24 protein-coding genes are annotated in these 23,989 nt (G+C 67.2%); 5 read left to right on the top strand and 19 right to left on the bottom strand.

What is annotated here, in order from left to right; all coding sequences use genetic code 11:
- Position 1 precedes the first annotated feature (1 nt).
- From ABID97_RS09405 to ABID97_RS09425, 5 genes are read left to right on the top strand one after another with little or no spacing between them, the layout of a single operon-like run.
- Positions 2–793, top strand: a complete 792-nt coding sequence (locus tag ABID97_RS09405; protein WP_354398247.1) for an FAD binding domain-containing protein — start codon at positions 2–4, stop codon at positions 791–793.
- 58 nt (positions 794–851) lie between these two features.
- Entirely contained in the window at positions 852–1,754 is a 903-nt protein-coding gene (locus ABID97_RS09410) for an AAA family ATPase (protein WP_354398248.1), read from the top strand.
- Between the two features lie 24 nt (positions 1,755–1,778).
- Positions 1,779–2,993, top strand: a complete 1,215-nt coding sequence (locus ABID97_RS09415) for a vWA domain-containing protein (RefSeq protein WP_354398249.1) — start codon at positions 1,779–1,781, stop codon at positions 2,991–2,993.
- A gap of 33 nt (positions 2,994–3,026) precedes the next feature.
- The gene (locus tag ABID97_RS09420) at positions 3,027–3,665 is read left to right on the top strand and encodes an SRPBCC family protein (RefSeq protein ID WP_354398250.1); all 639 of its coding nucleotides are present in this window, start codon (positions 3,027–3,029) and stop codon (positions 3,663–3,665) included.
- 16 nt (positions 3,666–3,681) lie between these two features.
- Complete coding sequence (locus tag ABID97_RS09425) at positions 3,682–4,704, top strand: XdhC family protein (protein ID WP_354398251.1); 1,023 nt, start codon at positions 3,682–3,684, stop codon at positions 4,702–4,704.
- Between the two features lie 22 nt (positions 4,705–4,726).
- On the opposite strand, the gene mnhG is transcribed toward ABID97_RS09425, so the two are convergent.
- The 19 genes from mnhG to serC form a co-directional block, all read right to left on the bottom strand.
- Positions 4,727–5,086, bottom strand: coding sequence for a monovalent cation/H(+) antiporter subunit G (mnhG, locus tag ABID97_RS09430; RefSeq protein ID WP_354398252.1), 360 nt, complete (start codon positions 5,084–5,086; stop codon positions 4,727–4,729).
- Positions 5,083–5,361 (bottom strand): K+/H+ antiporter subunit F, encoded by a 279-nt coding sequence (locus ABID97_RS09435; RefSeq protein ID WP_354398253.1) that lies wholly within the window; start codon positions 5,359–5,361, stop codon positions 5,083–5,085. Before ABID97_RS09435 ends, mnhG begins: the two co-directional genes overlap by 4 nt.
- Positions 5,358–5,849, bottom strand: a complete 492-nt coding sequence (locus tag ABID97_RS09440) for a Na+/H+ antiporter subunit E (RefSeq protein WP_354398254.1) — start codon at positions 5,847–5,849, stop codon at positions 5,358–5,360. The genes ABID97_RS09435 and ABID97_RS09440 overlap by 4 nt, the downstream gene beginning before the upstream one ends.
- Entirely contained in the window at positions 5,846–7,552 is a 1,707-nt protein-coding gene (locus ABID97_RS09445) for a monovalent cation/H+ antiporter subunit D (protein ID WP_354398255.1), read from the bottom strand. Before ABID97_RS09445 ends, ABID97_RS09440 begins: the two co-directional genes overlap by 4 nt.
- Positions 7,549–7,902 carry a Na+/H+ antiporter subunit C gene (locus ABID97_RS09450; RefSeq protein ID WP_354398256.1) on the bottom strand — a complete coding sequence of 118 codons (354 nt, stop codon included), beginning with the start codon at positions 7,900–7,902 and terminating at the stop codon, positions 7,549–7,551. Before ABID97_RS09450 ends, ABID97_RS09445 begins: the two co-directional genes overlap by 4 nt.
- Positions 7,902–10,844 carry a monovalent cation/H+ antiporter subunit A gene (locus ABID97_RS09455; protein ID WP_354398257.1) on the bottom strand — a complete coding sequence of 981 codons (2,943 nt, stop codon included), beginning with the start codon at positions 10,842–10,844 and terminating at the stop codon, positions 7,902–7,904. The genes ABID97_RS09450 and ABID97_RS09455 overlap by 1 nt, the downstream gene beginning before the upstream one ends.
- 87 nt (positions 10,845–10,931) lie before the next feature.
- On the bottom strand, positions 10,932–11,312 hold the full coding sequence (crcB, locus tag ABID97_RS09460) for a fluoride efflux transporter CrcB (RefSeq protein ID WP_354398258.1): 381 nt from the start codon (positions 11,310–11,312) through the stop codon (positions 10,932–10,934).
- Positions 11,313–11,326: 14 nt separating this feature from the next.
- Positions 11,327–12,640, bottom strand: coding sequence for a TRAP transporter large permease (locus ABID97_RS09465; RefSeq protein WP_354398259.1), 1,314 nt, complete (start codon positions 12,638–12,640; stop codon positions 11,327–11,329).
- Positions 12,641–12,666: 26 nt separating this feature from the next.
- Complete coding sequence (locus tag ABID97_RS09470) at positions 12,667–13,200, bottom strand: TRAP transporter small permease (protein WP_354398260.1); 534 nt, start codon at positions 13,198–13,200, stop codon at positions 12,667–12,669.
- A gap of 38 nt (positions 13,201–13,238) precedes the next feature.
- Complete coding sequence (locus ABID97_RS09475) at positions 13,239–14,207, bottom strand: TRAP transporter substrate-binding protein (protein ID WP_354398261.1); 969 nt, start codon at positions 14,205–14,207, stop codon at positions 13,239–13,241.
- A 209-nt stretch (positions 14,208–14,416) separates the two neighbouring features.
- Positions 14,417–14,782, bottom strand: a complete 366-nt coding sequence (locus ABID97_RS09480) for a ComEA family DNA-binding protein (RefSeq protein WP_354398262.1) — start codon at positions 14,780–14,782, stop codon at positions 14,417–14,419.
- Between the two features lie 145 nt (positions 14,783–14,927).
- Positions 14,928–16,106, bottom strand: a complete 1,179-nt coding sequence (gene lapB, locus ABID97_RS09485; RefSeq protein ID WP_354398263.1) for a lipopolysaccharide assembly protein LapB — start codon at positions 16,104–16,106, stop codon at positions 14,928–14,930.
- The gene (locus ABID97_RS09490) at positions 16,096–16,437 is read right to left on the bottom strand and encodes a LapA family protein (protein ID WP_354398264.1); all 342 of its coding nucleotides are present in this window, start codon (positions 16,435–16,437) and stop codon (positions 16,096–16,098) included. The genes lapB and ABID97_RS09490 overlap by 11 nt, the downstream gene beginning before the upstream one ends.
- 54 nt (positions 16,438–16,491) lie before the next feature.
- Positions 16,492–16,818 (bottom strand): integration host factor subunit beta, encoded by a 327-nt coding sequence (locus ABID97_RS09495; RefSeq protein ID WP_126022915.1) that lies wholly within the window; start codon positions 16,816–16,818, stop codon positions 16,492–16,494.
- A 71-nt stretch (positions 16,819–16,889) separates the two neighbouring features.
- On the bottom strand, positions 16,890–18,578 hold the full coding sequence (gene rpsA / locus ABID97_RS09500; protein WP_055799200.1) for a 30S ribosomal protein S1: 1,689 nt from the start codon (positions 18,576–18,578) through the stop codon (positions 16,890–16,892).
- Between the two features lie 230 nt (positions 18,579–18,808).
- On the bottom strand, positions 18,809–20,821 hold the full coding sequence (locus ABID97_RS09505; protein WP_354398265.1) for a bifunctional 3-phosphoshikimate 1-carboxyvinyltransferase/cytidylate kinase: 2,013 nt from the start codon (positions 20,819–20,821) through the stop codon (positions 18,809–18,811).
- A gap of 1 nt (position 20,822) precedes the next feature.
- Positions 20,823–21,704 (bottom strand): prephenate dehydrogenase, encoded by an 882-nt coding sequence (locus ABID97_RS09510; RefSeq protein WP_354398266.1) that lies wholly within the window; start codon positions 21,702–21,704, stop codon positions 20,823–20,825.
- A 17-nt stretch (positions 21,705–21,721) separates the two neighbouring features.
- The gene (pheA, locus tag ABID97_RS09515) at positions 21,722–22,843 is read right to left on the bottom strand and encodes a prephenate dehydratase (RefSeq protein WP_354398267.1); all 1,122 of its coding nucleotides are present in this window, start codon (positions 22,841–22,843) and stop codon (positions 21,722–21,724) included.
- A gap of 24 nt (positions 22,844–22,867) precedes the next feature.
- Positions 22,868–23,935, bottom strand: coding sequence for a 3-phosphoserine/phosphohydroxythreonine transaminase (gene serC, locus ABID97_RS09520; RefSeq protein ID WP_354401713.1), 1,068 nt, complete (start codon positions 23,933–23,935; stop codon positions 22,868–22,870).
- Positions 23,936–23,989 lie beyond the last annotated feature (54 nt).

A 23,989-nucleotide genomic window follows, 5' to 3' on the forward strand; every position in this document is an offset into this window, starting at 1 on the left:
CATGTACCCCTTCACACTCGAACGGCCCTCCACCGTGGCCGATGCGGCCAAGCTGGTCACCGCCGGCGCCAAACCCCTCGCGGGCGGCCAGACATTGCTCGCCTCCATGAAGCTCAGGCTTTCGGCGCCGGAGCGGCTGGTGGACCTTGGCGGCGTCAAGGAACTCACCGGCATCAAGAAGGACGCCGGCTCGATCACCATCGGCGCCATGTCGCGCCACCTCGACGTGGCCAACAACCCGGACGTGAAAGCCGCCTATCCCGCACTGGCCGACCTGGCCTCGCGCATCGGCGACCGGCAGGTGCGTGCGATGGGCACCATCGGCGGCTCCGTGGCCAACAACGACCCGGCGGCCTGCTATCCCAGCGCGGTGCTGGGTTCCGGCGCCACGGTCATCACCTCCAGGCGCGAGATCGCAGCCGACGACTTCTTCCTGGGCCTCTTCACCACGGCGCTGGAAGAAGACGAGCTGATCACCGCGATCCGCTTTCCGGTTCCCAAGCGCGCCGTCTATGAAAAGCTGCGCCAGAAGGCGTCGAACTTCCCGCTCGTCGGTGTGTTCCTCGCGCAGTACGACAGCGGCGTGAGGGTGGCCATCACCGGCGCCGGTAACGGCGTGTTCCGCCACGCCGGGCTCGAAGATGCGCTCAACAAGAGCTTCACGGCGGCGGCTGCCGCGGCGGTGAAGATCGATGCGAGCGACCTCAACAGCGACCTGCATGCCTCGGCCGCCTACCGTGCCAACCTGATCAGCGTGCTGACGCAGCGCGCGGTGACCAAGGCACTGGGCTGAACTCGCCGGGCACCGACCGGAAGGCGTGGCACGCGCGCGTCTTCCACTACGCTTTGCCATGATCTTTCCGACCATCGATTCACTCTCCGCCGGCCTGGTGCAGGCCGGCTACTTTGCCGACCGCCGCCTGGCCACGGCCGTGTTCCTCGCGCTCAAGCTGCAGCGCCCGCTGCTGCTCGAGGGCGAACCCGGCGTCGGCAAGACCGAACTGGCCAAGGCACTGTCGACGGCGCTCAACCGCGAGTTGCTGCGCCTGCAGTGCTACGACGGACTGGAGCAGCGCGAAGCGCTCTACGAATGGAACTACGCCGCGCAGCTCTTGCACATGCGCGCGGCGGAAGCGACGGGCGCGGCGCGCGACGTCGAAGCCGAGGTCTACCAGCCGCACTACCTGATCCGCCGCCCGCTGCTGCAGGCGCTGCAGACACCCGCGCCCGGTGCCGTGCTGCTGATCGACGAAGTGGACCGTGCCGACGAGCCCTTCGAGGCCTTCCTGCTCGAATACCTCGGCGAATACCAGGTCAGCATTCCCGAGCTCGGCACCGTGCGCGCCGTGGTGCCGCCTGTCACCATCCTCACCAGCAACCGCACGCGCGAGCTCAACGACGCGGTCAAGCGGCGCTGCCTCTATCACTGGCTCGACTACCCGGAGCGCGAACGCGAGCTCGCGATCGTTCGCGCCCAGGTGCCCGAGGCCGGCGAAAAGCTGTCGGCCCAGGTGGCGGCCTTTGTCGCCCGGCTGCGCGATGCGCCCTTCGTCAATGCATTCCAGCGCGCACCCGGCATTGCCGAAAGCGTGGAGTGGGCGAGGGCGCTGATTGCGCTCGACACCGTCGAGCTCGACCCCGAAGTGGTGGTCGACACCGCCGGCATCCTGTTCAAGCAGCGCGATGATGTGGCGGCACTCACGCGCGATCTGGCGACCGACCTGCTCAAGCCCGAGGAGCCGGTTGCGCCCTGAGCGCCGCGCACCGAGGCCGCCCGCATGACCGGCATCCAGCAACTCGGCGACGTACGCAGCGGCAAGCTGGCCGGCAACATCACGGCCTTCGGCCGCGCGCTGCGCCGCGCCGGCGTGCGCACCGACGCCATGCGCATCGCGCTCGCGGCCGAGGCGGCCACCCTGGTGGGGGTGGAAAGCCGCCTCGACCTGAGTGCCGCGATGGAAGCCGTGATGGTGAGCCGCGAGCAGGACCGCATGGTGTTCCGCGAGCTCTTCGATGCCTGGTTCCGCGACCCTGAATTGGCCAACAAGCTGCTCGCGCAGATGCTGCCGAGCGCCGAAGGAAAGGCCGAGCCCTCCAAGCGGCGCCCGCGCGTGCGCGAGGCGCTGAGCGCGCCGCGCGATCCGGCCCGGCCCGCCGCGCCCGCCAAGCCCGACAAGGAGGTCGAGTTCGATGCGGCCATGACGTCGAGCGACCGCCAGCGCCTGCAGCATGCGGATTTCAATGCGCTCGGCGCGGCCGAATACCGCCTGGTCGAACGGCTGGCGCGCGACATCGCCTTGCCCATCCCGTCGCTGCCGTCGCGCCGGCTGCGCGTGGCAGGCGACGCGGGCCAGCAGCATGCGCGCATGCACTGGCCCGGCGTGCTGCACGAGGCCGCGCGCACGGGCGGCGAGATCCTGCGCCTGCCCAAGCTGAGCCGCCGCGAGCAACCGCTGCCGCTCCTGGTGCTGGTCGATGTGTCGGGCTCGATGGAACGCTATGCAAGGCTGCTGCTGGCGTTCCTGCATGCATCGACCCGGCGGGCCGGCCGGCGCGACGTGTTCGCGTTCGGCACCCGGCTCACCGACCTTACGCCCGCCTTCAGGCTGGCCGACACCGACGCCATGCTGGGCGCGGCCAGCCTCGCCATCGACGATTTTGCCGGCGGTACGCGGCTCGGCAGCTCGCTGGCCGAACTGCGCTGTGCGCATGCGCGCCGGCTCACGGGCCGCCGCACGCTGGTGCTGGTGATCAGCGACGGCCTCGACACCGGCGAACCCGCGCTGCTCGAGAGCGAACTGCTCTGGCTCAAGCGCCATTCGCGCCGCTTGCTGTGGCTCAACCCGCTGCTGCGTTTCGAGGGCTACGCCCCTTTGGCGCGTGGGGCCAGCGTGCTGCACCGCCATGCAGACGCGATGCTCGCGGTCCACAATCTCGGTGCCCTCGAACAGCTGGCTGCCAGCCTTGCCGCGCTCATGCGGTCCAGCCGATAGCGCCTCACAGAAAATACAAAAGGAAACTCCATCATGGAAATGCTCGGCAATCGCCGTCTCGGCATCACGCAGCAACAGGCCTGGGAAGCGCTCAACGATCCCGAGACGCTCAAGAAATGCATCCCCGGCTGCGACAAGTTCGAGCTCACGGGCGACAACCAGTACAGCGTGGCGCTCGCGGTCAAGATCGGCCCCGTGTCGGCCAAGTTCAACGGCAAGGTGGCGCTGTCTGACATCGTCGCGCCCGACGGCTACAAGCTCACCTTCGAGGGCCAGGGCGGCGTGGCGGGGTTTGCCAAGGGTTCGTCCAGCGTGACGCTGCGGCCGCTGGACGGCGCTGCCGCCGCGCCGCCGGCAGGCGACGGTGCCGATGCCGCACCTTCGCCGGCCGGGTGCGAACTCGACTACACCGTGCAGGCGCAGGTCGGCGGCAAGATCGCCCAGCTGGGCCAGCGCCTCATCGACGGCGCCGCCAAGTCGACCGCCGACGATTTCTTCAAGCGCTTCGAAGCGGAAATGCAGAGCCGCTACGGCCCGCCGCCAGCCGCGGCTGAAGCGGTGGCCGAAGCCCCCGCCGAGAAGGCGGGCGTCATGTCCGGCTTCATGAAGAAGATCGGCCTCGGCAAGAAGGACGACAAGGACGCGTCCGCCGCACCGGACGACGCGAGCTGAGGACACGAAACACGCCATGGAAAATCTCGACGTCATGGTGCTGCGCACGCTGCGCGACTGGCGGCAGGCCGGCAAGCGCGCGCTGCTGACCACGGTGGTGCGCACCTGGGGCTCGTCGCCGCGGCCGGTCGGCTCGATCATGGCCCTGGCGGACGACGGCGCGGTGGTGGGCTCGGTTTCCGGCGGCTGCATCGAGGACGACCTGATCGCCCGCTACAGCCACGCGCATGGCAATGGCGAAGAGGTGCCGCCGGGCACCCCGCCTGCACTCGCCAAGTACGGCATCACGGCCGACGAGGCGCATCGCTTCGGGCTGCCCTGCGGCGGCACGCTGGAGCTGCTGCTCGAGTACGACCCCGACGCGGCCTCGCTCGACACGCTGGTGGCGGCGCTCAAGCAGGGCAAGCTCATGCAGCGCACGGTTGCGCTCGCGACCGGCGCCGTGCGCCTGGCCGAGGCGACCGCGCCCGACGAACTCAAGGTGAACGACACCGAGCTCACCAACACCTTCGGCCCCGAGTACCGCATGCTGCTGATCGGCGCCGGACAGCTGGCCGAATACCTCGCGACGATGGCCAAGTTCAGCGGCTTTGCCGTGACGCTGTGCGATCCGCGCGCGGAGTACCGCACCGCATGGTCGCTGCCCGGCGTGGAGATCACCACCGAGATGCCGGACGACGCGGTGATGGCCTTCAAGCCCGACCGGCGCAGCTGCGTGGTCGCGCTCACGCACGACCCGAAGCTCGACGACCTGGCGCTGCTCGAGGCATTGCAGAGCGAAGCGTTCTACGTCGGCGCCATCGGCTCGCGCCGCAATGCGGAGGCCCGGCGCGACCGCATGATCGAGCACTTCGGCCAGACGCCCGAATCGCTCGCGCGGCTGCGCGGCCCCATCGGCATCTACATCGGCAGCAAGACGCCGCCCGAGATCGCGGTGAGCGTGATGGCGGAGATTCTCGCGGTGAAGAACGCGGTCACGCTGCCGCGCGAAATGGAAGTGGCGCGGGCCAAGGGCATGCAGCAGCTCGCGATGAGCTGAACGGGCCGCCGGTCCGGCCGCGTCAGTCGGCCGACTTCGCCGCGGGCGGCACGTCGCCGCCCTTTTGCCGTTCCCGGAACAGCGCGGCGCGCATCAGGAAGATGGTGGTGATGGGCGCGGTGAGCGCGATGAAAAGCACGATCAGCACGGCGTGCAGGAAGAGGCTGTAGCCCTGCACCGAGAAGTACACGATGGTGGCGATGGTCATGCACCACACGCCCGCCGTGGAACCGAGCGTCGGTGCGTGGATGCGGCGGAAGAAGGTGGGCAGGCGCACGAGGCCGAAGGATCCGATGGCCGCAAAGGCCGCGCCGAGCACCGCAAATACTGCGGTGACGATTTCCGCCCAAAGCGGCAGCGGACCGACGATGAAATCGCTCATTCGATCACCTCCCCCCGCAGCAGAAACTTCGCCATGGCCGTCGATCCCACGAAGCCGAACAGCGCCGTGAGCATGGCCGCCTCGAAGTACACGTTGCTCGCATACACGATGCCCAGCACCAGCATCATCAGCATGCCGTTGATGTAGAGGCAGTCCAGCGCCATCACGCGGTCTTGCGCAGTCGGGCCGATGAGCAGGCGGGCGAGTGCGCAGAGCATGGCCACGGCGAGCAGCAGCAGCGCGAGCTTCAAGGCCCAGAAAAGTACCGGCGTCATGATTCGAAGATCTCCATCAAGGGTCGCTCGTAGCGCGCTTTGATCTGGGCGATGAAGGCGGCTTCGTCGTCGACGTCGAACACATGGATCAGCAGCGCACTGCTGTCGAACGAAATCTCTCCCCAGGCGGTGCCCGGTGTCAGGCACATGATCATGGCCAGCACCGCGAGTCCGTTCGGGTCGCGCAGGTCCAGCGGCACGTTCACGAACTTCGACGCGATGCGCGAGGTGCGGCGCGTCAGCAGCCGCCGGGCCACGAAGAGCGCCGAGTGCAGCATGTCCGCCGAGGCCCGGCCCGCGAGCCGCAGCGCCACCCAGGGCTTGCGCATGCGAACGGCAGCGGGCCGCAAGCCCCTGGTGAGCAGCGGTACGGCAATGGCCAGCACCAAGGCCGATGCCAGCGTGGCAGCATCGAGCGACTGGTTGAGCAACAGCCAGACGGCAAACAGCGCCATCGACAGCGGCGGAGAAGGCAGCCAGCGCTTCACGGGGCCACGCCTTTCGCCGGTGCCGCTACCGGATTGGGTACCTGCCGCGCATTCATCACGGCATTGCGATAGGCCGCGGGCGCGTGCAGCCCTTCCGCGGTGATGAACGCGTGGCGCATGACGGGGCCGGCCCATACCGTCAGGGCGACGCAGGCCGCGAGCAGGCCCGCCACGGGCAGCACTTCGAGCAACGGCAGCGCGGGCATCGTGGGATGAGGCTGGGTCCAGAAATGGCGAATGCCGGTGCGGCTCAGCGCAATCAGGGCCAGGAAGCCCGAGGCGATCAGCAGCGCGAGAAAGATCCATGCCGCCGTGGAGGTGCCGCTGGTCACGAAGGCACCCGAGAGCATGGCGAACTTGCCGACGAAGCCCGAGAGGGGCGGCAGCCCCGCGAGCAGCAGGGTGCAGCCGATGAAGCTCAGGCCCAGGAACGCGACGCCGGCCGGGATGGCGCGGCCATAGAGCGCCTGCGCTTCGTCGTCGAGGTTCACGTCGTCGAGCACGCGCAGGTCTTCCGCCAGGAACGGCGCGTTGCCCGCCTGCTCGTGCGGCGCGACGCTCTGGCCGGCGTTGCGCCAGCGTTCGATCATGTCGGTCAACAGGAAAAATGCGCTCACGGCCAGCGTCGAACTCAACAGGTAATAGAGCGCGCCGGCCCACACGGCCGGTTCCCCGAGGCCGATGGCCGCGAGCAGTGTGCCGGCCGAGACGAGCACGCTGAATCCCGCCAGGTTGGAGAGCCGCTGGGTGCCCACGATGCCGAGCGCGCCCGCAAACAGCGTGGCCAGCCCGATCGCGATGAGGGCGGACTGTCCGAAGGCGGCGGAGCTGCCGGCATCGGGTGCGAAGAGCAGGGTCCAGAGCCGCAGCAGCGTATAGATGCCCAGCTTGGTCAGCAGCGCGAAGACGGCGCCCACCGGCGACACCGCTGCGCTGTACGCCGGCACCAGCCAGAAGTTGAGCGGCCAGGCGCCGGCCTTGGCGAAGAAGGCGGTCGCGAGGATGGCGGCGGCCGCATGCACCAGGCCGCGATCGGCGGGTGCGAGTTCGGCGATGCGCAGGCTCAGGTCGGCCATGTTGAGCGTGCCGGTCACGCCGTAGAGCAGGGCCGCGCCGATCAGGAAGAGCGACGACGCCGCCAGGTTGATGGCGATGTAGTGAAGCCCCGCCTGCACGCGCAGCCGGCCCGAGCCATGCAGCAGCAGGCCGTAGGAGGCCGCGAGCATCACCTCGAAGAAGACGAAGAGATTGAACAGGTCGCCCGTGAGGAAGGCGCCGTTCAGGCCCATGAGCTGCAGCTGCAGCAGCGGATGGAAGTGCACGCCGGCGCGGTCCCAGCGCGAAGTGGAATAGATCGAGGCCGCGAAGGCGACCACGCCGGTGAGTGCCACCATCATGGTCGACAGCCGGTCGGCCACCAGCACGATGCCGAAGGGCGCCTGCCAGTTGCCGGGCAGGTAGATGCCGATCGATCCGGGGCCGTCGCCGGTGTCGGGCGCGTTCACCCAGCGCAGCAGCGCGAGGGCCGCCAGCAGACCCACCAGCCCCGAGGCCACGCTCAAGGCCGACTTGGTGCGGCGTCGCCTTTCGCCCAGCAGCAGCATCAAGGCCGCCGTGAACAGCGGCACGAGGATCGGCACCGCCACGAGGTGCGGCATGCTGAAGTCGAGCAGACGGTCGAGCAGTTGCAGCAGCGCCGTCATTCCGCCGCCTCCTGCCGCTCTTCGCCGTCGACGTGGTCGGTGCCGGTAAGGCCGCGCGAGGCGAGCAGCACCACGAGGAACAGGGCCGTCATCGCAAAGCCGATGACGATGGCCGTCAGCACAAGGGCCTGCGGCATCGGGTCGGCGGTGTTCGCGAGCGTGGCGGTGAAGCCTTTGACCAGCACCGGTTCGCTGTCGTACTTGAGCCGGCCCATGCTGAAGATGAACAGGTTGACGGCGTACGAGATGAGCGTGAGGCCCATGATCACCTGGAAGGTGCGCGGGCGCAGCAGCAGGTACACGCCCGAGCCGGTGAGCACGCCGATGGCGAGTGCGAGCACGATCTCCATCAGTGCACGCCCTCCACGGCCTCGGACTGCGCGCGTGCCTCTTTTTCGCGCTGCTCGTCGGCCCAGCGGTGGCTCCGGATGGATTGGTGCGCCAGTGCGGTGAGGATCAGCATGGTGGCGCCGAGCACCAGCGCGAACACGCCGATGTCGAAGAAGAGCGCACTCGGCACATGCAGCTCGCCCAGCACCGGAAGGTGCAGGTGCGCGGTGTGCGTGGTCATGAACGGGTAGCCGAACAGCACCGCGCCGCTGCCGGTGGCCAGCGCAAGCAGCAGGCCGACGGCGATCCAGCGCCGCGGGTAGATGCGCAGGTGCTCTTCCACCCATTCGGTGCCCGAGACGATGAACTGCAAGAGCAGCGCCACCGACATCACCAGCCCCGCGACGAATCCGCCGCCCGGTGCGTTGTGCCCGCGCATGAAGAAGTACACCGACACCAGCACCGCGAGCGGCAGCAGCAGCCGCACCAGCACCGCCGGCACCATCAGGTAGCCCACGGCCGTGTCCTTGGCCAGGCGCGGGTTCAGGAGGTCGCTGCTTCCGTCGTCGGCCTGCGCGCGTTGCTGCGGCGGCAGCGCCATCGACTCGCGCGCGGGGCGGAAACGGCGCAGCAGTGCATACACGGTGAGCGCCACCACGCCGAGCACGGTGATTTCGCCGAAGGTGTCGAAGGCGCGGAAGTCGACCAGCATCACGTTGACCACGTTGGTGCCGCCGCCTTCGGCGAGCGCGCGTTCGAGGAAGAAGGGCGAGATGCTCTGCGGAAACGGGCGCGTCATCATCAGCCACGCCAGCGCGGCCATGCCGCTGCCGGCGGCCGTTGCCACCAGCAGGTCGCGCCCGCGCCGGCCCCAGGGACGCAGACGGGTGCGTGCGGACTGCACGGCGTCCTTGCTGCGCATCGGCAGCCAGCGCAGCCCGAGCAGGATCAGCACCGTGGTCACGGCCTCGACCACGAGCTGCGTCAGCGCGAGGTCGGGCGCCGAGAACCAGATGTAGGTCACGCAGCACACCAGGCCCGCCCCCGCCGCGAGCATCAGCGCGGCCAGCCGGTGGAACTTGGCCTGCCACGCTGCAGCCAGGGCGCAGACGCCGCCGATGAGCCAGGTCATCGCGAACATGGTCGAGAACGGCAGCAGCTCACGGGTGCCGCGCACGACGGGTGCGGTCAGGAGCGAAGCCGCGGCGCCCGCGCCCGCCACCGCGATCAGCAGCAGCAATTGCGTCTGCATGCGCCGGGTGCCCAGCACGCGGCGGCTGCGCCGGCCCGCTTCGCTGAGTTGCGCGAGCAGGTGCTCGAAGATGACCTGCCCGTCGAAACGGTGCAGCAGCGGTGTGTGCTCCAGTTCGCCGCGTGCGCGTCGGCGGCGTTGCGACAGGTACAGCGCCAGGCCGCCTGCCAGCGCCACGAAGCTCATGGCCAGAGGCAGGTTGAAGCCGTGCCAGACGGCCAGGCTGTATTCGGGCAGCACGCCGCCGACCACGGGGGCTGCGGCCGCCGCGAGCAGCGCGCCGATGGACCAGGCCGGCGCCACGCCGACCACCAGGCAAACCAGCACCAGCAGCTCGACGGGCACGCGCATCCAGTGCGGCGGCTCGTGCGGCTGCCTCGGCACGGCCGGCCCGCAGGGCGGACCGAAGAACACGTCGAACACGAAGCGTGCCGAATAGGCCACGCTGAAAACGCCCGCCACGGTCGCGATGATCGGAAGGCTCACATTGATCCATGGCGTGGCCTGGATGAACACCGTCTCCGCGAAGAACATCTCCTTGGAGAGAAAGCCGTTGAGCAGCGGCACGCCGGCCATCGAGGCGCTGGCGATGATGGCCAGCGTGCCCGTGATCGGCATCAGCCGCAGCAGTCCGCTGAGCTTGCGGATGTCGCGCGTGCCGCTCTCATGGTCGATGATGCCCGCGGCCATGAAGAGCGATGCCTTGAAGGTCGCATGGTTCATGATGTGGAACACCGCCGCCACCGCCGCGAGCGGGCTGTTGAGGCCGAGCAGCAGCGTGATGAGCCCGAGGTGCGAGATGGTCGAATAGGCCAGCAATGCCTTCAGGTCGCGCTGGAACATGGCGATGAAGCCGCCGAGCAGCAGCGTGATCGCGCCCGCGCCGCCCACCAGCCAGAACCACTGCTCGGTGCCCGACAGCGCCGGCCAAAGCCGCGCCATCAGGAACACGCCGAGCTTCACCATGGTCGCCGAATGCAGGTAGGCCGAAACGGGCGTGGGCGCCGCCATGGCGCGCGGCAGCCAGAAGTGAAACGGGAACTGCGCGCTCTTGGTAAAGGCGCCCAGCAGTATCAGCACCAGTGCGGCGGGGTAGAGGGCATGCGCGCGAATCTCGTCGCCCGATGCCAGCACCACGTCGAGCTCGTAGCTGCCCGCGATGCGGCCCAGCACCAGCACGCCCGCCAGCAGGCAGAGTCCGCCGGCCCCGGTGACGGTGAGCGCCATGCGTGCGCCGCGCCGCGCGTCGCGCCGGTGGTGCCAATAGCCGATCAACAGGAAAGAGAACAGGCTGGTGAGCTCCCAGAACAGCACCATCTGGATCAGGTTGCCCGAAAGCACCACGCCGACCATCGCGCCCATGAACGCGAGAAAGAAGGAAAAGAATCGCGGCACCGGATCGGAGGCCGACATGTAGTAGCGCGCATACAGCACCACCAGCGCGCCGATGCCGAGCACCAGCATGCAGAACAGCCAGGCGAAGCCGTCCATGCGGAACACGAGGTTGAGGCCGAGCTCCGGCATCCATTCGATTTCCTGGCGCAGCACATTGCCATTGGCGAGCTGCGGAAAGAACCATGCGGCCTGCACCGCGCAGCCCAGCGCGACGAGTCCCGCAAGCGTCGATTCCCGGTTGCGCGCGTTGGACGGCATCAACGCGGCCAGCACGCTGGCAATGAAGGGAAAAGCGACGAGAAAGACCAGGGGCATTGCGGTCGATTCTATCGACCGACCCCCTGTGGGCCTTCAGTCATCGCCGTAGGAAATGGCCGGTTTTGCCGGCCGGGCCAAGGAAGCCTAGCCCAGTGCGAGTTGCACCGTGCGGATGCCCAGCCAGGTCAGCATGAGCGACCCGCAAAGATGCAGCATGCTGGTGCCCAGCGCCAGCAGCGGGCGCCCGCCGAGCAGCAGCGTGACGACCTCGGCCGAGAAGCTCGAGAAAGTCGTGAGGCCACCGAGAAAGCCGGTGATCAGCAGCAGGCGCCATACGGGGTCGAGCTGCGGCATCGCCTGGAAGGCACCGACCGCCACGCCCACCAGATAGCCGCCGATCAGGTTTGCAGCCAGCGTGCCGTAGGGCACCGGGCCCCCCGTGTTGAGCCACAGGCCCAGGCCCCATCGGGCCATGGCGCCGAACGAGGCACCGACGCAGATCGCAAAAACCGGCAAGACGGGCATTGGTTTTCTTCTCGCTATTTCTCGACACCCATCACCACGTTGGGCAGGATGGTGACGATGCTCGGAAACAGCGTGATCAGCACGATGCACAGCACCAGGCAGAAGAAGAACGGAATGGCCGCCTTGGCGATCACGTTGCTGTCCTTGCCGGTCATGTTCTGCAGCACGAAGAGGTTGAAGCCCACCGGCGGCGTGACCTCGGCGATCTCGACCAGCAGAACGATGAAGATACCGAACCAGATCAGGTCGAAGCCGGCCTTCTGGATCATCGGCAGCACCACCGCGCTGGTCAGCACGATCATAGAGATGCCGTCGAGCGCGGTGCCCAGCACCAGGTACACGAGCACCAGCGCACCGATCAGTGCGTAGGGCGACAGATGCATGCTGTCGACCCACTCGGCCAGTTCGCGGGGAATGCCGGTGAAGGCCATGGTCTTGGTGAGGAAGGCGGCGCCGGCCAGGATGAACATGATCATGCAGCTGGTGCGCGTGGCGCCCATGATCCCTTCCTTGAAGTTCTTCCAGGTGAGGCTCTTGCCCCAGGCCGCGATCGCCAGCGAGCCGAGCACCCCGAAGGCCGCGCATTCGGTGGCCGTGGCCCAGCCCGCCACCAGCACCCAGACGATGAAGATGATCAGCAGCGCGCAAGGAATGAGATTGCCGGAGAGCCGGATTTTCTCCATGAACGTGGTCGGCGGGTCTGCGGGCGGCACCTGGTCGGGATTGCGCAGGCTCCACCAGCCGATGTAGCCGGAGAACAGCAGCATCAGCAGGAAGCCCGGCAGGAAGCCGGCCAGGAAGATCCGGATGATGGAGGCGTCGGCTGCGACGGCGTACACCACCATGGTGATCGACGGCGGAATCAAAATGCCCAGCGTGCCGGCGGTGGCGAGGGAACCGATGGCCAGCTGCTCGTTGTAGCCGCGGCGCTTGAGTTCGGGCAGCGCCACCTTGGCGATGGTCGCGCAGGTGGCGGCCGAGGAGCCCGAGACCGAGCCGAACACACCGCAGCCCAGAATGGTGGTGTGCATCAGCCGGCCCGGCACGCGGTTGAGCCACGGACGCAGCCCCTCGAACATTTCTTCGCTGAGCTTGGTGCGAAAGAGGATTTCGCCCATCCAGATGAACAGCGGCAGCGCCGCGAGTTCCCAGCTCGCATTGCTTTCCCAGAAGGCCGAGAACAGGTTCTTGCCGGGCAGCGTGTTGGTGAAGAAGGCCTGGCCCACCCATCCGACGATGGCCAGCGTCATGGCGATCCACACGCCGCCCGCCAGCAGCAGCATCATGATGGCGAGCAGCAGCGCGCCCATCCAGAGATTTTCGAACATCGGGTGTCTTTTCTTGTAGTTGTCGTTCAGACGTCGGAAGAGAAATCGCCCGCGGCATGCCGCTCTTCGATCGCACGCTGGTAGCTCGGCTTTTGGCCGCGCACCACGCCCACCAGTTCATCGAGCATCGCGATCAGCAGCAGCCAGCAGCCGATGACGAAGGTCGACTGCGGAATCCAGATCGGAATGACGACAAGGCCGGTCGCCATTTCCGCGAACTCATAGCTCTCGTAGGTGAAGCTGGTGGCCCAGTAGGTGAGGTAGGCCACCGACACCGAGGCGATCAGCAGGCAAACCACGTCGAGCACGCGGCGCACCTTGGCCGGCACGGCGTCCAGCAGCAGCGTCACGCGAACGAAGTCGCCGTGCCGGAAGGCGTGCGCCATCGCAAAGAACGCGGCAGCAGCGCACAGCCAGGAGACGACGTCGTTGAGCCCGCTCACGTGCCAATTCATCTGCCGGCCCACACCGGCCAGGATCATCAGCACGAAGATCAGGAACACGCAAAGGGCGCCGAGCGCGCCCGCACCGTCGTACAGGCGATCGAGGAAGCGGCGCACGGCTCAGGCCTTCCGAAGTGTGGAGCGGGGCAGCGCCATCACTTCTTCTTGTAGGCTTCGACGATCGCGGCACCCTCGGGACCCGCGGCCTTGAGCCAGTCGGCCTGCATGATGCCGCCGACCTGGCGCATGTCGGCGTCGAGCTTGGCCGAAGGCTTGTGGACCTTCATGCCGCGCTCGGCCAGCAGGCGCTTGTACTCGTCGTTCTTCTCCTGGGCGATTTTCCAGCCGCGGGCTTCGGCATCGGCCGCGGCCTTGGTGACTGCGGCCTTGGTGGCGGCGTCCAGCGCGTCGAAGGCCTTGGCGTTGACGAGGATCGCGTTCTTCGGGATCCATGCCTGCGTGTCGTAGAAGTTCTTGATGTGCTCGTAGGTCTTGGTGTCGTAGCCTGTGGAGCCCGAGCTCATGTAGCTTTCGATCACGCCCGTGGCCATGGCGGCGCTGAGTTCGGCTTGCTGGATCTGCACCGGCTGCGCGCCGATCAGCTCGGCGATCTTGGCGGTGGCCGGGCTGTAGGCGCGCCACTTGATACCGCGCAGGTCGGCGACCGAGCTGATCTCCTTCTTGGAGTAGATGCCCTGCGGCGCCCAGGGCACCACGAAGAGCACCTTGATGCCTTGTGCCGCGAGCAGCTTTTCCATCGCGGGCTTCGAGGCATCGTAGAGCTTCCTCGCTTCGGGATAGGTGGTGGCGAGGAAGGGCACGCCGTCGAGCGCGTAGATCGGGTTCTCGTTGGCGTAGTTGGCCAGCAGGATCTCGCCGGCCTGGGCCTGGCCGCTCTGCACCGCGCGCTTGATTTCGGGCGCCTTGAATAGGGACGCGTTGGCATGCACGGCGATCTTCACCTTGCCGCCGGTGGCGGCGTCCACGTCTTTCGCGAACTGGGTGATGTTCTCGGTGTGGTAATTGGTGGCCGGGTAGGCCGTGGGCAGGTCCCACTTGGTTTGCGCGAACGCTGCGGCACCGAGCGTGAGGCCAGCAAGGGCAATACCGAACTTGTGATTCATGGGCGCTCCGGAACGGATGAGAGTGAAAACGAAAGCGAGCATACGTGCAAATTCCGGGCCATTCCTGAGGCATTTCCCTGCCAGGCGGCTGGGCGTTTGTGCTCCGGCTTGTACCGCTGTGCACGTGACGAACCGCCGGTGGGCGGCCGTGCTCCCCATGCTGCCAAGTGCCGCAAGCCCGGTGAGGCCCGCGGCAGAGGGCGCTTCAATCAGGGCTTGGCGGGCTTCGCATCCGCTGCCGGTGTCTTGGCCGGCTTCGTGGCCTTCTCTGCCTTGTCGCCCTTGGCGGCCGCCGGTGCGCTGGCTTGGCCACCGAAAGCCTGGCCGTTGACCGTGAGCCCTTCGGCCGAGAGTTTTTCTGCCTTCTTTTCCTTCACGCCCTTGATGCGCTGCATGAAGTCGGGCCAATCCTTGAACTCGCCTGTCTTGCGTGCATCGAGGATGCGCTTGGACATGGCCGGGCCGATGCCCTTGATGCCGTCGAGATCGGCGGCCGTGCCCTTGTTGACGTCGACCGCGGCAAACGAAGCAGCCGCAAACAGCATGGCCAGCGTGGCCAGGATTTTCTTCAGCATGATTTCAAACTCCCTGATTGTTGATTTCGTCGTGCCGGCAGGTTGCCGGCTCGCGTTCAACGAGTGCAGGGAAAGGGGCGTTGACGGCGCGGCGTGCCGCCATGGCGCTGGTCACCATTGTTCCGAAACCTGTTCGGAACGTTGCTCAGAGTTCTTCGACGCGGCGCGGCGGATAGCTGTCCCAGGCCTGGCATCCGGGGCAATGCCAGAAGTACTGGTGCGCCTCGAAGCCGCAGGCGGCGCAGCGGTAGCGCATCAGTGGCCGCGTGGCCTGGTCGAGTGCGCGCTGCACTTGCGGATGGAACTGCTCGTGCTCGAAGCGCTCGCCGGCCAGCCAGCGCGAGGCGGCCACCAGCGAAGGCTGTTGCGCAAGGTGCGCGATGTAGCCGTCGCGCGGGGTGAGCGGCAAGCCCTCCGCCGCCGCGACCGCGTGCGCCGGTGAACCGCCGAGCGCCATCAGGGCCTCGAGCACGTCGATCGACGGCGACTCCGCATAGCGGCGCTGGAGCAGCGAGAGTGCCTCGCGCTCGCGCTGCGCGGCCACCGCGGCCTGCTGCAGCGCGGCGGCATACAGGGGCAGCGCGAGTGGTGCGGTGTCGCTCAGCGCGACGAGGGTGTCGAAGGCCGTGGCGGCATCGCCATTGCGCAACTGGAGCGTGGCGGAGTCGATGGCAGGGCGCGGAGCCTGCGGGGCCAGGGCCACGGCCTCGGACAGCAGCCGGTTGGCCGCGGCCATGTCGCCGGCCGCCACCTGTTCGGCCGCCTGCTCGCACAGGTGATGGGCACGGCGCGTGCTGTAGCTGGCCTGGTCGGACTCGTCGAGTTTCTGTGCCACGTCGGCGGCCTGCGTCCATTCGCGCGAGCGCTCGTAGATGGCCAGGAGCGACAGCCGTGCCTCGTTCTCGTAGCGCGTGCCCTCGAGCTTTTGCAGCGCGGCTTCGGCGCGATCGAGCAGGCCGGCACGCAGGAAGTCCTGCGCCAGGGCGTGCTGGGCGCGCTCGCGGTCGCTGCGGCTCAGGTCGCCGCGGCCGAGCAGATGCTCGTGCACGCGCACCGCGCGCTGATATTCGCCGCGCCGGCGGAACAGGTTGCCGAGGGCGAAGTGCAGTTCCTGCGTGTCGGGGTCGTTCTGCACGGCCTCGATGAAGGCATCGATGGCCTGGTCCTGCTGTTCGTTGAGCAGGAAGTTGAGGCCACGGAAGTAGGCCTTCGGGGCTTGCCTGTTCTCGAGCTTGAGCTGGCGGATGTCGAAGCGCGATGCGAGCCAGCCCAGCACGAAGGCGATGGGCAGGCTGATCAGCAGCCAGCTGGGATCAAAGTCCATGTTGGCGTACGGCAGGTAGATCGGTGGCGGAAATGGCGGGCGCCGGCACGGCCACGGGTGCGGCACTCGATCCGGTCGTTGCCGGCGTTTGCTCGGGCGTGGAGGGCTGCTGCGCCGCCGCGGCGGCGCGGTGCTTCCACCAACCCGGCAACATGCCGAGCGCACCGACCACCAGGCCGCCCGCAAAGGCTGCGAGCACCACCAGCACCAGCGGCGCGCGCCAGTAGGTGCCGAAGAAGAAATAGACGGTCGCGTCGTGCTGGTTGTTCAGCGCGAAAGCAAAAAGCGTAAAAAAAATGGCTGCCTTGAGCAGCCACAGGAGGTATTTCATTGCCATTCCCGTTGCCGGGAGCATTCTACGTTTGCATCATCCATGCGATGCAGATCAGGCCTTGCGGCTCTTGGCTTCCTTGCCGGCATCCAGCTCGGCGGTCTTGGCGTCGACGGCTTCGCGCAGCGCCTTGCCGGGCTTGAAGTGCGGCACCCGTTTTTCGGGGATCTGGACGCTTTCGCCTGAACGCGGATTGCGGCCGATGCGCGGCGGACGCCGGTTGACCGAGAAGCTGCCGAAGCCGCGGATCTCGATGCGGTGCCCGCGCACCAGCGCGTCGCTCATCGCGTCGAGGATGGTCTTGACGGCGTATTCGGCATCGCGGTGCGTCAACTGCGCAAAGCGCGCGGCGAGTTCTTCGACGAGGTCAGAGCGGGTCATAGGCCAAACGAAAACGTGGACGAAAAAAAAGACAGAGCGGCCCCAGGGCCTGCTCTGTCTTCCGGCTCAGCTTACTTGCTGTCGTTGTTGTCCAGCTTGGCGCGCAGCAGGGCGCCCAGGCTGGTCGTGCCCGCGTTTTCGCGTGCCGACTGCTGGCTCAGGTTGGCCATGGCGCCTTGTTCGTCGACCATGTCCTTCTGCTTGATCGACAGCTGGATGTTGCGGGTCTTGCGATCCACGTTCACGACGATGGCGGTGACTTCGTCGCCTTCCTTCAGCACGTTGCGTGCATCTTCCACGCGGTCGCGGGAGATTTCGCTGGCGCGCAGGTAGCCGATGATGTCTTCGCCGAGGTCGATTTCAGCGCCGCGGGCGTCCACGGTCTTGACCTTGCCGGTCACGATCTGGCCCTTGTCGTTCACCGTGGTGAAGGTGGTGAACGGGTCGCTGTCCAGCTGCTTGATGCCCAGGCTGATGCGTTCGCGGTCGACGTCCACGGCCAGAACGATGGCTTCGACTTCCTGGCCCTTCTTGTAGTTGCGAACGGCGGTTTCGCCGGCTTCGTTCCACGAGAGGTCCGAGAGGTGCACGAGGCCGTCGATGCCGGCAGCCAGGCCCACGAACACGCCGAAGTCGGTGATCGACTTGATCGGGCCCTTGACGCGGTCGCCGCGCTTGGTGTTCTGCGCAAACTCTTGCCAGGGGTTGGCCTTGCACTGCTTCATGCCCAGGCTGATGCGGCGCTTGTCTTCGTCGATTTCGAGGACCATGACTTCGACTTCATCGCCCAGGGAGACGATCTTGTTCGGAGCGATATTTTTGTTGGTCCAGTCCATTTCGGAGACGTGCACCAGGCCTTCGATGCCGGGTTCGAGTTCGACGAACGCGCCGTAGTCGGCAATGTTCGTGACCTTGCCGAACAGGCGGGTCGATTGTGGGTAGCGGCGCGAAACACCCATCCACGGGTCGTCGCCCATTTGCTTCAGACCCAGCGAGACACGGTTCTTCTCGGTGTCGAACTTGAGGATCTTGGCGGTGATTTCCTGGCCGGCCTGAACGACTTCGCTCGGGTGGCGGACGCGGCGCCATGCCATGTCGGTGATGTGCAGCAGGCCGTCGATGCCGCCGAGGTCGACGAACGCACCGTATTCGGTGATGTTCTTGACCACGCCACGGACCACGGCGCCTTCCTTCAGGGTCTCCATCAGCTTGGCGCGCTCTTCGCCCATGCTGGCTTCGACCACGGCACGGCGCGACAACACGACGTTGTTGCGCTTGCGGTCGAGCTTGATGACCTTGAATTCCATGGTCTTGTTTTCGTACGGCGTCAGATCCTTGATCGGACGCGTATCGATCAGCGAACCCGGCAGGAACGCGCGGATGCCGTTGACGAGCACGGTGAGGCCGCCCTTGACCTTGCCGCTGGTGGTGCCGGTGACGAAATCGCCGGATTCCAGTGCCTTCTCGAGCGCGAGCCACGAGGCCAGGCGCTTGGCGGTGTCGCGCGAGAGGATGGTGTCGCCGTAGCCGTTTTCAACGCTGCCGATGGCAACGGAAACGAAATCGCCGGCCTGGACTTCGAGTTCGCCCTTGTCGTTCTTGAACTCCTCGATCGGCACGTACGCTTCGGACTTGAGGCCGGCGTTCACGACGACGTGGTTGTGTTCGACACGCACGACTTCGGCCGTGATGACCTCGCCGGTGCGCATTTCAGAACGCTTCAGGGATTCTTCGAATAGGTCGGCAAAAGATTCAGACATTTATGGTTCCTTCCGTCAGGCAGGGTTGGCAGGCGCTCATGCGAAATTGCGTGCGGCTGCTGTGGGTCTGGAGACGGCGGTTTTGTGGGCTGGTGCCCGGTTGGTTGAACAACCAGCAGGCCGGTGCGCTGTCGCGCGAGAGGAGCCTGCCGGAGCGGTATGCGCTGCCCCGGAACCCGGTTGGCGCGAGCCGTTCAAGCGGACTTGAACGGCTGTAACTTCAAACCAGCTCAAGCAAGCTTGAACGGCTGAACTTCCTGCCACCAGTTCAACACCTGGTCGATCGATTGCTCGATGGACAGCTGAGAGTTGTCGAGATGGCGGGCATCCTGCGCCGGCTTGAGGGGAGCGACGCTGCGGGACGAGTCCCGGGCGTCGCGCGCTTCCAAGTCGGAGCGAAGACTGTCAAGTGTAGTCGAAATACCCTTTGAAATCAACTGCTTATGCCGGCGTTCCGCCCTCTGCGCGGCACTGGCTGTCAGGAACACCTTCAGCGCCGCGTCGGGGAAGATCACGGTGCCCATGTCGCGGCCATCGGCCACCAGGCCCGGGAGCCGGCGAAAGCGCTGCTGCAGGGCCAGGAGCGCCGCGCGCACCGCGGGCAGCGTGGAGACGCGGGAGGCGTCCATGCCGGCGGCTTCGGTGCGGATGTCGTCGCTCACGTCTTCGCCGGCCAGCAGCACCTTGCCCTCGGCGAAGTGCAGGGGCAGGGCGCTCGCAAGCGCGGCGATCTGCGCCTCGTGCGCCGGATCGGCGCTGAGCCCGGCGCGCCGCATGGCCAGGCCGGTCACGCGGTAGAGGGAGCCGGAATCCAGGTAGTGGTAGCCGAGCAGGCGGGCCACTTCGGCCGCCAGCGTCCCCTTGCCCGAAGCGGTGGGGCCGTCGATGCAGATCACCGGGACTTCGACTGCCTCGGCCACCGAGAACAGGGTCTCGAAGTAGTCCGGGAATGTCTTGGCGACGCAGTGGGGTTCGAGAATGCGCACCGGCACCCGGGCCGGATTGAACGCCGCAAGCGAAAAGCACATGGCCACGCGGTGGTCGTCGTAGGTGCGGATGCTGGCTGGCCGCCAGCCGGCCGGGGCGATCGGGTGCACGCGGATGAAATCGGGGCCGGATTCGACCGTGGCGCCGAGCTTTCGCAGCTCATTGGCCATCGCATCGATGCGGTCGGTTTCCTTGACGCGCCAGCTGGCGATGTTGCGCAGCGTGCTGGGCCCGTCGGCGTACAGCGCCATGACGGCAAGCGTCATGGCGGCATCGGGAATGTGGTTCGCGTCGAGATCGATGGCCTTGAGCGGCCAGGCGCCGCGGCGCACTTCGAGCCAGTTCGGCCCGCTCTCCACTTCTGCGCCCATTTGCCGGGCTGCGTCGATGAAGCGGATGTCGCCCTGGATCGAGTCGGCACCCACGCCTTCGATGCGGATACCGTTCTGGCCGCTGGCGCCCGTGGCAATGGCGCCCAGTGCGATGAAATAGCTGGCCGAGGAGGCGTCGGCCTCGACGTGGATGTCGCCCGGCGAGCGGTAGGCACTGCCGGCGGGGATGGTGAAGCGCTCCCAGCCGTCGCGCCGCACCGTGATGCCGAAGCGCGCGAGCAGGTTCAGCGTGATCTCGATGTAGGGCTTGGAGATGAGCTCGCCGACCACCTCGATGACGATGTCCTTGCGGGCTGCCAGCGGCAGTGCCAAAAGGAGGGCCGTCAAGAACTGGCTCGACACGTCGCCGCGCACGCGGATGGGGGCGTCGAGCGCCAGCGCGCCGTGGTCGACCGGCCGGATGCGCAGCGGCGGGTAGCCGGGGTTGCCGAGATAGTCGATCTGGCAGCCGAGCTGGGTCAGCGCGTCGACGAGATCGCCGATCGGCCGCTCGTGCATGCGCGGCACGCCGCTCAGTTCGAATTCGCCGCCGAGCAGCGACAGGGCCGCGGTCAGCGGCCGCATGGCGGTGCCGGCATTGCCGAGGAAGAGCGGCAGCAGCGGGCCGCCGGGCTTCAATGCGCCACCCATGCCGGTGATGTGCAGCGTGCTGCCCACCGCGTCGATGCCGCAGCCGAGCGCGCGCAGCGCGTCGAGCATCACGCGGGTGTCGTCGGAATCGAGCAGGTCGTGGATGGTGGTGGTGCCGCTGGCCAGCGCCGCCAGCAGCAGCACGCGGTTCGAGATGCTCTTGGAGCCGGGCAGCCGCACGGTGCCTGAAGCCGCCGCGAGCGGGGGAATGTCCAGGAAATCCGTCGAGAACATGTCAGGAGTCCTGCGTGGCGTCGGTATTGGGCTGCCAGCCGGCGCGCACCTTGCTGGCGGCGGCAATCGCATGCTCCAGCGCCTGCGTGTCGGTGGCCGCCATCAGGGCCTCGAGCTCCAGCAGGGCCTGCCGGAAGGCCTGCGATTGCCGCAGCACCTGCTCGCGATTGGCGAGCAGCACGTCGCGCCACATCACCGGGTCGCTGGCCGCAATGCGCGAGAAATCGCGGAAGCCCGGGCCGGCAAGGCCCAGGAACCGGTCGCCCTGCGGCTGCGCGACCAGGGCGTTGATGTAAGCGAAGGCCAGCAGGTGCGGCAGGTGGCTCACGGCCGCGAAGGCGCTGTCGTGTTCCTCGTGCGTCATGGTGACCACGTGGGCGCCGATGCCGCTCCACACCTGCGAGGCGCGCTGCACGTTGGAGCGCAGCGTGGCCTTGACGGGGGTCAGCACGACCTTGCGGCCGGTGTAGAGCGACGCGTCGGCGTGCTCGATGCCCGACACCTCCTTGCCGGCGATCGGGTGGGCCGGAACGAAATGGGAGAACTGGTCCTGCAGGCCGCTGCGCGCGGCTTCGATCACGTCGCCCTTGGTCGAACCGACGTCCATCACCAGCGTGTCGCTGGCAATGCCGTGGCGAATCGCCTTGAAGGTGGCTTCCGAGGCGGCCACCGGCACCGCCAGCAGCACCAGGTCGGACCCCGAGACCGCCAGCAGCGCGGAAGGCGCCACCACGTCGATCACGCCCAGCTGGCGCGCCCGCTCGGTGGTGGAAGGCGACTTGCTGTAGCCGACCACGCGTTTCACCAGCCTGGCGCGCTTGAGCGCCAGCGCGAAGGAGCCGCCCATGAGGCCGCAGCCGATCAATCCCAATTGCTCGAACATGGTGCTTCCTGTCCGGCTCAGGCTTTGACGGGGTAGGCGCCAAGCACCTTGTAGAACGCGCAGAGGCCCCGCAGCTCGGCCAGGGCCGCAGCCACGTTGGGCTGCGAGGGGTGCCCGTCCAGGTCGATGTAGAAGTAGTACTCCCACTGGCCGGTGCGCGCGGGCCGCGACTCGAATCGGGTCATCGAGACGTTGTTGACCTTCAGCGGCACCAGCAGGTCGTGCACGGCGCCGGGGCGGTTGGGCACGGAGACGATCAGGCTCGTGCAATCGCGTCCGGAGGCCGGCGGCATGGCCAGCGTCTGGGGCAGGCAGATGACCGAGAAACGGGTGCGGTTGTAGGAGTCGTCCTGGATGGCATGCGCCACGATGTGCAGCCCGAAGCGGGTGGCGGCGCGTTCGCCGGCCAGCCCGGCCCAGGCCGGGTTGGTGGCCGCGAGCCGCGCGCCTTCGGCATTGCTCGAGACGGCGCGCCGCTCGGCGTTGGGCAGGTGCTTCGACAGCCAGGTCTGGCATTGGGCCAGCGCCTGCGGGTGGGCGAGCACCGCCTCGATGCCTTCGAGCGTGTTGCTGCTGCGCAGCAGATGGTGGCGCACCAGGAGGCTGACTTCGCCGACCACATGGGTGGGCGAATGCAGGAACAGGTCGAGCGAACGCGTCACCACGCCTTCGGTGGAGTTTTCGACGCCCACCACACCGTACTGGGCGCTGCCCGCCGCCGTGGCGTGGAACACCTCGTCGAAGCTGGCGCAGTAGATCAGGTCGGCGGCACCGCCGAAATATTCGATGGCCGCCTGTTCGCAGAAGGTGCCCTCAGGGCCCAGCACGGCGACGCGCTGGGGCGATTCGAGCGCCAGGCAGGCCGACATGATTTCGCGCCAGATGGCCGCCACATGCAGGTCCTTGAGCGGACCCGCATTGCTCTTTTGCATCTTCTCGATGACCTGGGCCACGCGGTCGGGGCGGAAGAACGGGGTGCCTTCGCGCTTCTTGACCTCGCCGACCAGCTCCGCCACATGGGCCCGCTCATTGAGCAGGCTGAGCAGTCGCTGGTCGAGCGAATCGATCTGCACGCGCAGACCGGAAAGGCTTTCGGAGTTGTCGGGAGTAGAGGGCGGTGTTGGAGCGGAGGCGGTCATCGGTGCGAGCAGCTGGGCATGCGCCTAGGCATGCGATCGCTCGAATTCTCGCATGTAGCCCACAAGTGCCTGTACGCCTTCCAGCGGCATGGCGTTGTAGATGCTCGCGCGCATGCCGCCGACCGACTTGTGGCCCTTGAGCTGCAGCAGCCCGGCCTCGCGTGCGCCGGCCAGGAAGGCGTCGTTCCGGGACTCGTCCTCGAGGAAGAACGGCACGTTCATGCGGGATCGGCAGGCTGGGTCGATCCTGTTGGCGTAGAACGACGATGCGTCGATGAAGTCGTACAGCAGCCTGGCCTTGGCGATGTTGCGCTGCTCCATGGCGGCCACGCCGGTGAGCGTGCCTTCGGTCTGCTGCAGCAGCCACTGGAACGTGAGTCCTGCGATGTAGATGCCCCAGGTCGGCGGGGTGTTGTACATCGACTGGTTGTCGGCAACGATCTTGTAGTTGAAAGCGCTCGGGCAGATCTCGAGCGCATGGCCGAGCAGGTCGTCGCGCACGATCACGAGCGTGAGCCCGGCCGGGCCGAGGTTCTTCTGCGCCCCGCCGAATGCGAGGCCGACGCGGCGCCAGTCGATGCTGCGCGAAGCCACGTGCGAGGAAAAGTCGATGACCAGCGGCGCCTTGCTGCCGAGGGCGGCAAGGTCGGGCAGTTGCTGGAACTCGATGCCGTTGATGGTTTCGTTGGTGCACAGGTGCACATACGAGGCGTCTTGCGTGAGCCGCCAGGTCGACGGGTCGGGCAAGCGCGTGTGGTGGTCGGCCGCGTTGCTGGCCGCGATGTTCGCCGTGCAGTAGCGCTGCGCTTCCTTCTGGGACTTGATGCTCCAGCTGCCGGTGATGACGAAATCGGCGGATTTTCCGCGCGACAGGTTCATCGGCACGATGGCGTTTTCGCCGAGCCCGCCACCCTGCATGAAGAGGATGTGGAAGTGATCGGGCACCGCGAGCAGCGTGCGGATGTCGGCTTCGGCCTGGGTGCAGATGGCGCCGAACTCCTTGCCGCGATGGCTCATCTCCATCACGCTCATTCCGCTGCCCTGCCAGTCGAGCATGTCGGAGGCGGCGCGTTGCAGCACCGCCTCCGGCATGGCGGCCGGACCTGCGGAAAAGTTGTACGGGCGCGTGCCGGCTGGCTGGGGCTG

The organism is Variovorax sp. OAS795, from assembly GCF_040546685.1.
Classification (GTDB): domain Bacteria; phylum Pseudomonadota; class Gammaproteobacteria; order Burkholderiales; family Burkholderiaceae_C; genus Variovorax.

Excerpts from the sequence above, each read along its gene's own strand:
- ABID97_RS09405 (WP_354398247.1), top strand. The coding sequence starts at position 2 with ATGTACCCCTTCACACTCGAACGGCCCTCCACCGTGGCCGATGCGGCC.
- ABID97_RS09410 (WP_354398248.1), top strand. The coding sequence starts at position 852 with ATGATCTTTCCGACCATCGATTCACTCTCCGCCGGCCTGGTGCAGGCC.
- ABID97_RS09415 (WP_354398249.1), top strand. The coding sequence starts at position 1,779 with ATGACCGGCATCCAGCAACTCGGCGACGTACGCAGCGGCAAGCTGGCC.
- ABID97_RS09420 (WP_354398250.1), top strand. The coding sequence starts at position 3,027 with ATGGAAATGCTCGGCAATCGCCGTCTCGGCATCACGCAGCAACAGGCC.
- ABID97_RS09425 (WP_354398251.1), top strand. The coding sequence starts at position 3,682 with ATGGAAAATCTCGACGTCATGGTGCTGCGCACGCTGCGCGACTGGCGG.
- mnhG (WP_354398252.1), bottom strand. The coding sequence starts at position 5,086 with ATGAGCGATTTCATCGTCGGTCCGCTGCCGCTTTGGGCGGAAATCGTC.
- ABID97_RS09435 (WP_354398253.1), bottom strand. The coding sequence starts at position 5,361 with ATGACGCCGGTACTTTTCTGGGCCTTGAAGCTCGCGCTGCTGCTGCTC.
- ABID97_RS09445 (WP_354398255.1), bottom strand. The coding sequence starts at position 7,552 with ATGACGGCGCTGCTGCAACTGCTCGACCGTCTGCTCGACTTCAGCATG.
- ABID97_RS09450 (WP_354398256.1), bottom strand. The coding sequence starts at position 7,902 with ATGGAGATCGTGCTCGCACTCGCCATCGGCGTGCTCACCGGCTCGGGC.
- ABID97_RS09455 (WP_354398257.1), bottom strand. The coding sequence starts at position 10,844 with ATGCCCCTGGTCTTTCTCGTCGCTTTTCCCTTCATTGCCAGCGTGCTG.
- crcB (WP_354398258.1), bottom strand. The coding sequence starts at position 11,312 with ATGCCCGTCTTGCCGGTTTTTGCGATCTGCGTCGGTGCCTCGTTCGGC.
- ABID97_RS09465 (WP_354398259.1), bottom strand. The coding sequence starts at position 12,640 with ATGTTCGAAAATCTCTGGATGGGCGCGCTGCTGCTCGCCATCATGATG.
- ABID97_RS09475 (WP_354398261.1), bottom strand. The coding sequence starts at position 14,207 with ATGAATCACAAGTTCGGTATTGCCCTTGCTGGCCTCACGCTCGGTGCC.
- ABID97_RS09480 (WP_354398262.1), bottom strand. The coding sequence starts at position 14,782 with ATGCTGAAGAAAATCCTGGCCACGCTGGCCATGCTGTTTGCGGCTGCT.
- lapB (WP_354398263.1), bottom strand. The coding sequence starts at position 16,106 with ATGGACTTTGATCCCAGCTGGCTGCTGATCAGCCTGCCCATCGCCTTC.
- ABID97_RS09490 (WP_354398264.1), bottom strand. The coding sequence starts at position 16,437 with ATGAAATACCTCCTGTGGCTGCTCAAGGCAGCCATTTTTTTTACGCTT.
- ABID97_RS09495 (WP_126022915.1), bottom strand. The coding sequence starts at position 16,818 with ATGACCCGCTCTGACCTCGTCGAAGAACTCGCCGCGCGCTTTGCGCAG.
- rpsA (WP_055799200.1), bottom strand. The coding sequence starts at position 18,578 with ATGTCTGAATCTTTTGCCGACCTATTCGAAGAATCCCTGAAGCGTTCT.
- ABID97_RS09505 (WP_354398265.1), bottom strand. The coding sequence starts at position 20,821 with ATGTTCTCGACGGATTTCCTGGACATTCCCCCGCTCGCGGCGGCTTCA.
- ABID97_RS09510 (WP_354398266.1), bottom strand. The coding sequence starts at position 21,704 with ATGTTCGAGCAATTGGGATTGATCGGCTGCGGCCTCATGGGCGGCTCC.
- pheA (WP_354398267.1), bottom strand. The coding sequence starts at position 22,843 with ATGACCGCCTCCGCTCCAACACCGCCCTCTACTCCCGACAACTCCGAA.
- serC (WP_354401713.1), bottom strand. The coding sequence starts at position 23,935 with ATGCCGGAGGCGGTGCTGCAACGCGCCGCCTCCGACATGCTCGACTGG.